This window comes from Actinomadura sp. NPDC049753, assembly GCF_040674655.1.
GTDB lineage: Bacteria > Actinomycetota > Actinomycetes > Streptosporangiales > Streptosporangiaceae > Spirillospora > Spirillospora verrucosospora.
In genome coordinates this window covers 22,199-28,331 of the sequence record NZ_JBFARL010000105.1, presented here as the reverse complement: position 1 = coordinate 28,331, position 6,133 = coordinate 22,199, and the positions used below count along the sequence as shown (strand labels likewise).

Here is a 6,133-nt window from a genome sequence, read left to right as displayed (position 1 = left end):
GGCCGCCGCCGGCGCGTCCGGGAGGCGGAAGCGGGCGAGGCCCGCGGCCAGCGCCGCGCCGGCGGCGGCGAGCCAGAGCGTCCCGGCCGGGGCGAGCACCGACAGCAGCAGCCCGCCCACCGCCTGGCCGGCGATCTGCGCGCCCGCGCTGGTCATCGTGAACAGCGACCGTCCGAGGACGTAGCCGTCCCCCGGAAGCAGGACGGGCAGCCGGGCCTGGACGGTCGCGCTGCCGACCGGGGCGAACAGCCCCACCGCGACGAGCAGCGCCATGATCAGCGGCAGCGGCAGCCCGCCCACCGCGAGGACGGCCGTGACCGCCAGGCGCAGCACGTGGTAGCCGGTGAGCAGCCGCCGCGCCGGGACGCGGTCGGCGAGCGAGAGCAGGAGGGCGCCGCCGACCACGTACGGGAGCATCCCGGCGGCGAAGACGAGGGCCGCCGCGACCGGTGAGCCCGTGCGTTCGAAGGTCTGGACCGACAGCGCGATCGTGCGGACCGAGTCGCCGGCCACCTGGAGCGTCTGGAGGGAGAACAGCGTCCGGAACTCGGGCACGCCGAACACGTCGCGGTACCGCGCGGAGGTCGTCGAAGGAGCGGTCATGGCGGCGACTCTGCGGGCGCCGGCCCCGTGCGGGACAATGTTTCGGGGAGGAGCGAAACATGTACCGCATCGTGGTGGGCCCGGGCGACCTCGCGGCCAGCCGTTTCGGGGTCGCCCCCCTGATCGAGGTGCACAGCGCGCTCGGCGTGGTCGCGGGCCGGATGCCCGTCGGGCCCCTCGGCCCCTGGGTGGAGCGGGTCCGGCCGGCGTACCGCCGGGTGGCCGGGGACCCGGCCCTGCGCGCGCTGGCCTTCCTGCGCCGCCCGCACGGGTACATGGCCGACTTCGTCGTCCCGCCGCCCGCCCGCCCGAACCTGACGGTCGCCGACCAGCTGGCGACCGTCCGGGCGACGCCGCTCGACCAGGCGCGCCGCGAACTCGCCCGCAACCTCGAGGGGCTGCCTGAGCCGGACGCCTCCCTCCGGGAGGTGCTGGAGGCCCCCGACGTCGTCGAGCGGCTCGCGGCGGGCCTGGAGACGGCCTGGCGCGCCCTCCTGGAGCCGGACTGGCCGGTGCTGCGCTCGATCGTGGAACGTGACATCGTCCACCGCGCGGGCCGCCTGGCCGCCTACGGCTGGGCGGCGGCGCTGGACGGCCTGTCCCGCAAGGTGCGCTGGCGCGACGGCGTCATTGAGGCGGACATCCACGGCGACGCCACCTACCGCCTCGGCGGCGCCGGGCTGACGTTCGTGCCCGTCGTCTTCGCCGAGCTCGGCGCGGCGCTCGAACAGGACTGGCCGTACACGCTCATGTACCGGGCCAGGGGAGTGGCGGCCCTCTGGGAGAGCCGGGAGCCGCGCGGCGAGGACGCTCTGGCCAGGCTGGTCGGCCGCACCCGGGCCGACCTGCTGCGCGTGCTCGCCGAGCCCGCCACGACCAGCTGGCTGAGCGCCCGCCTCCGGATGAGCGTCGGCGGGATCGGCGACCACCTCGCGGTGCTGCGGGAGTCCGGGCTCGTCACGCGCGAGCGCAGCGGCCGCTCCGTCCTCTACCGCCGCACGGCCGTGGGAGACGTCCTCATCGGAGCCGACTAGACCTGCCGGAACCGGCTGAAGCCGCCCCTGAGAGGACTCCGGGACGGCTTCGGCGTGCGGGTGGCGTCAGACGCCGAACTCGGCGATGATCGTTGCGCGCGCCAGGGTGTGGGCGGTGATGTTGAAGCCCACGACGGCCGGGGAGGTGTCCGGGCCGAGGCCGAGCGACTCCACGTCCAGCGCGTGGACGGTGAAGACGTAGCGGTGCGGGTCGCCGGGCGGCGGCGCGGCGCCGCCGAACGCCCTGACCCCGTAGTCGTTGCGGGCGTGGACGCCGACCTTGGCGTCCTCGGTCCCGGCGCCCGTCGGCAGCTCCGTGACGCTCGCGGGGATGTCGAACAGCGACCAGTGCCAGAAGCCGCTGCCGGTCGGCGCGTCCGGGTCGTAGCAGGTCACGGCGAAGCTCTTCGTCGCGTCCGGGAACCCCGACCAGCGCAGGTGCGGCGACTCGTTGCCGCCGCTGAAACCCCAGTCGTCGAACACGTGCCGGTCAGCGAGCCGCTCGCCTTCGGCGATGTCGTCGCTGGCGACCGTGAACGAGGGGACCTCGGGCAGGTGCTCGTGCGGAAGCGGGGGCTTGCCGGGCATGGCGACCTCCTCCATCAGGATCATCGTGACACCACATCTCTACCAGGGGGCGTCGCGTTCTCACGGCCCCCTCGCGCACCCGGCGGCGTCACGATCATCGCCCGGCGCCCCGCGGCGCCGGGCCCGCCGCGCTACTTGCCGGTCGCCTCGATGTAGGCGGCGACGACCTCTTCGGGGTCGCCGTCCATGTGCATGCGGCCCTCGTCGATCCAGATGACGCGGTCGCACATCTCCTTGACCGTGTCGAGCTGGTGCGCGACGAGGAAGACCGCGCCGGCGTCCTTGCGCAGCTCGTCGATGCGGCGCTTGCTCTTGGTCCGGAACTTGGCGTCGCCGGTGGCGAGCGCCTCGTCGATCAAGAGGACGTCGTGGGTCTTGGCCGCGGCGATCGCGAACCGGAGGCGGGCGCCCATGCCGGAGGAGTACGTCCGCATGGGGTACTGGATGAAGCCCTCCTTCAGCCCGGCGAACTCGACGACCTCCTTGTACTTGGACCGCGTCTCCGCCGGGGTCATGCCCATCGCCAGGCAGCCGAGGACGATGTTGCGCTCGCCGGTGAGGTCCTTCATCAGGGCCGCGTTCACGCCCAGCAGGGACGGCTGACCGTCGGTGTAGACGCCGCCGCTGTGCGGGGGCAGCAGACCCGCGATCGCCTTCAGCAGCGTCGACTTGCCGGAGCCGTTGGTGCCGATGATGCCGACGGCCTCGCCCCGGTACGCGACGAACGACAGGCCCTTGATCGCGTGGACCTCGGTCATCGACGGGCGGTGCTTGCGGCGAAGGACGCGCGAGAACGCGCTCGCGGCGTTGCCCTTGCCGCCCGCGCCGTACACCCGGTAGACGATGTGCAGGTCGTCGACGACGACGATCGGCTCCCGGGTCGGGTCGATCTGGAGGGTCCCGCGGACCTTCGTGTCAGCCACGGCCGTAGCGCTCCTCGGCACGGTAGAAGAACAGGAATCCGCCCACCAGCATGACCGCGGCCCACACGATCGCGTACAGCCACAGCTGCCCCGTCGAGGTGGCGTGCGCGAGGCCTCCGACGTAGTTCCGGTACTCGCCGAGCAGGACGTGCCGGCTCAGCTCCACGTAGACGTACGCCGGGTTGAGCTGGAGCAGCTCGCCCAGCCACGGGTAGTCGGCCAGCCGGGAGCCCGGCTTCATCAGCGACGGCAGGCTGAAGATCACGCCGGACATGTAGAGCCAGGTCCGCATGACGAACGGCAGCAGCTGGGTGATGTCGCGGTTGAACGCGCCGAGACGCGCCATGACCATGCTGATGCCCACGTTGAACATCAGCTGGAGCGCCATCACCGGGACGAACAGCAGCATCTGGAAGCTGACCGGCTCGCCGAACGCGAAAACGATGACGAACAGCACGACCAGGGCGAGCAGCAGCTGCTGCAGCTCCACGATCGCGATCGCCAGGGGCAGCGTGGCGCGCGGGAAGTGCAGCGCCCTGATCAGCGAGAGGTTGTCGCCGACGGACTTGGAGCCCGATGTGACCGACCGCTGGGTGAACCCGAACAGGAACACGCCCGTCACCAGGAAGGGAATGAAGTCGGGCACTCCGCGCTTGGTGTTCAGCAGGAGACCGAAGATCAGGAAGTAGACCCCGGCGTTCAGCAGCGGGGTCAGCAGCTGCCACACCTGACCCAGTCGGGAGTCGGTGTACATCGAGATGTTCTTGGCGGATGCGAACGCCCAGATGAAGTTCCGGCGAGCCCACACATCCTGGATGTACTTGCGCAGCGGGGGGCGCGCAGCGCTCTGCCTCAGCCCGTATCGTGCGGCGTAGTCGGCCAGGGTCCCGTTCACGTGAGGAGGCTCCGCGATCGTCCCGACCGACTCGCCACCCGGGGTTCCGAGCCGTTCCGGGTGACTCATGTCGCGAAGCCTATTGCAGTCGCTGAGTCCACAGTGACGTTCGCCCGCATGTGACCCCCGATTTGAGATCTTTACGGAATCATGTCGGCCTCCCTGGGGATACCCGGGTCATGCGCGTCAACCATTCACGGCGCACTTTCGTGCCGTCACGGTCCGTCACCCGGCGCCGGTCGCGGCAGGCTCAGGAGCATCGAGCCTGGCCCCAGCGCGTCCCCCTGCTGCGCAGGCTCGGCCGGATGGACCGGTGGGCGTTCGATCAGGTGGCGGCGGCGCGGCTGCGCGGGCTGGAGTACGTCCTGCCGCGGCTGTCGCGGTTCGCCGACCACGGGGTGCTGTGGTTCTCGGCGGCCGGCGCGATGGGGATCGCGGGACGGCCGCGGCTGCGCCGCGCGGCGCTGCGCGGCGCCATCGCGATCGCCGTGGCGAGCCCCGCGGTGAACATCGTCGGCAAGCAGGCCTTCCGCCGCAGGCGCCCCGTCGTCGACCTCGTCCCCCCGATCCGGATCCGGTGGAAGCTGCCGACCTCGCACGCCTTCCCCTCCGGGCACTCCGCCTCGGCCGCCGCGTTCGCGACCGGCGTCGCGCTGGAGGCGCCCGCGGCGGTGGCGGTCCCGGTCGCGGCGACGGCCGCGGCGGTGGCCTTCTCCCGCGTCTACACCGGCGCCCACTATCCGGGCGACGTCCTGGCGGGCCTCGGGATCGGCGCGCTCGCCGGGGTCGGAACGCGGATGGTGTGGCCCTCGCGGCCTCCGGTGGCGCGCCTGGCCCCGGACGAGGGCGGGAGCGTGCGCGCCGCCCAGGACGGGCGGGGCGTGGTGGCCGTCGTCAACCTGGGTTCGGGCCCCTCGGCCGAGACGGACGCCGGGATCCTCCCGAGGCGCTCGGAGATCGCGCTCGCGCTGATCGAGGCCGAGCTGCCCGCGGCGGAGATCGTCCGGGTGGAGCCGGGCGCGGACGTCGACAAGGCGTGCGCCGAGGCCGCCGAGCGGGCCGACGTGCTGGCCGTGGTCGGCGGCGACGGCACCGTGAACGCGGCCGCGCGGGCGGCGCTCGGCCGCGACGTCCCGCTGCTGGTCGTCCCCGGCGGGACGTTCGACCACTTCTCCCGCTCGGTCGGCGTCGAGACCGCGACGCAGGCGCTCAGGGCCTACCGGGAAGGGCGGATCGGCCGCGCCGACGTCTCCTTCGTGACGCCCGTGTCCGCCGGGGCGGGGGACGAGGCGGAGCAGGTCTTCCTGAACACCGCGAGCATCGGCGCCTACACGGAGGTCGTCGAGCGGCGGGTCCGGCTGGAGAGGCGGATCGGGAAGTGGCCCGCGCTCGCGGTCGCCGCCGTCCGCACGCTGCGGCACGCCGAGCCCGTCGAGCTGATGGTGGACGGCAGGCGCCGGCGGGTCTGGCTGGCGTTCGTCGGCAACGGCGTCTTCGGCTCGTGGGGCGCCGCGCCCACCTGGCGCGAGCGCCTCGACGACGGCAGGCTCGACGTGCGGATGGTCACCACCGGCAGCCGCGCGCCCCGCGTCCGCGCGGTCGCCGCGATCGTCGCGGGCCACCTGCGCCTGACGCCCGGGTACCGCTCGTGGCGGACGACCGGCATGGAGGTCATCTCGCCGGCCGGCGACCTGCGGCTGGCGCGCGACGGCGAGGTGGCGCCGATGCCGCGCGCGGTGCGCTTCGGCAAGCACCGCCGTGCACTCCGGGTGTTCACGGTTCATGCCCCGGTGACCGGGTAAGGCACGGGACGCCCACGAAGGAGGAGATCACACGATGACCAGCCGTGACCTGGGAGTCGCGCCCGGCGACCTCAGCGACGACGACCTGTTCCGCGAGCTCGGCCACCTGTACGAGACGAGGCTGGACGCGCTGCGGCACGCCGCCGACCAGGCCTACGGCGAGCACACCCGGCGCATGAACGAGCTGGAGGCCGAGTACCTGCGCCGGCGTCCCGGCCGGGAGATCGACCCCGAGCGCATGCGCGACGGGGCCCGCGCCCGCTGACGGCACCAGGCGCGCTCCCCCCG

At 73.2% G+C, this 6,133-nt stretch carries 6 protein-coding genes and 1 pseudogene; 3 read left to right on the top strand and 4 right to left on the bottom strand.

The features are described from left to right. Nucleotides 1–603: pseudogene (locus tag AB0K37_RS24955) on the bottom strand (MFS transporter); the annotation flags it as partial. A 59-nt stretch (nucleotides 604–662) separates the two neighbouring features. Here AB0K37_RS24955 and AB0K37_RS24950 point away from each other — a divergent pair. Next, nucleotides 663–1,637 (top strand): winged helix-turn-helix domain-containing protein, encoded by a 975-nt coding sequence (locus tag AB0K37_RS24950; RefSeq protein ID WP_363984996.1) that lies wholly within the window; start codon nucleotides 663–665, stop codon nucleotides 1,635–1,637. A 66-nt stretch (nucleotides 1,638–1,703) separates the two neighbouring features. Here the strand turns inward: AB0K37_RS24950 and AB0K37_RS24945 are convergent, their stop codons facing one another. The 3 genes from AB0K37_RS24945 to AB0K37_RS24935 form a co-directional block, all read right to left on the bottom strand. Then, nucleotides 1,704–2,225 (bottom strand): YbhB/YbcL family Raf kinase inhibitor-like protein, encoded by a 522-nt coding sequence (locus AB0K37_RS24945; protein ID WP_363984998.1) that lies wholly within the window; start codon nucleotides 2,223–2,225, stop codon nucleotides 1,704–1,706. A gap of 131 nt (nucleotides 2,226–2,356) precedes the next feature. After that, nucleotides 2,357–3,148 carry an ABC transporter ATP-binding protein gene (locus AB0K37_RS24940; protein WP_345173284.1) on the bottom strand — a complete coding sequence of 264 codons (792 nt, stop codon included), beginning with the start codon at nucleotides 3,146–3,148 and terminating at the stop codon, nucleotides 2,357–2,359. After that, nucleotides 3,141–4,112, bottom strand: coding sequence for an ABC transporter permease (locus AB0K37_RS24935; RefSeq protein ID WP_360355344.1), 972 nt, complete (start codon nucleotides 4,110–4,112; stop codon nucleotides 3,141–3,143). The genes AB0K37_RS24940 and AB0K37_RS24935 overlap by 8 nt, the downstream gene beginning before the upstream one ends. A gap of 140 nt (nucleotides 4,113–4,252) precedes the next feature. On the opposite strand from AB0K37_RS24935, the gene AB0K37_RS24930 reads away from it, so the two are divergent. Continuing rightward, entirely contained in the window at nucleotides 4,253–5,845 is a 1,593-nt protein-coding gene (locus tag AB0K37_RS24930) for a phosphatase PAP2 family protein (protein WP_363984993.1), read from the top strand. A gap of 34 nt (nucleotides 5,846–5,879) precedes the next feature. Continuing rightward, nucleotides 5,880–6,110 carry a DUF6158 family protein gene (locus tag AB0K37_RS24925; protein WP_363984991.1) on the top strand — a complete coding sequence of 77 codons (231 nt, stop codon included), beginning with the start codon at nucleotides 5,880–5,882 and terminating at the stop codon, nucleotides 6,108–6,110. Nucleotides 6,111–6,133 lie beyond the last annotated feature (23 nt).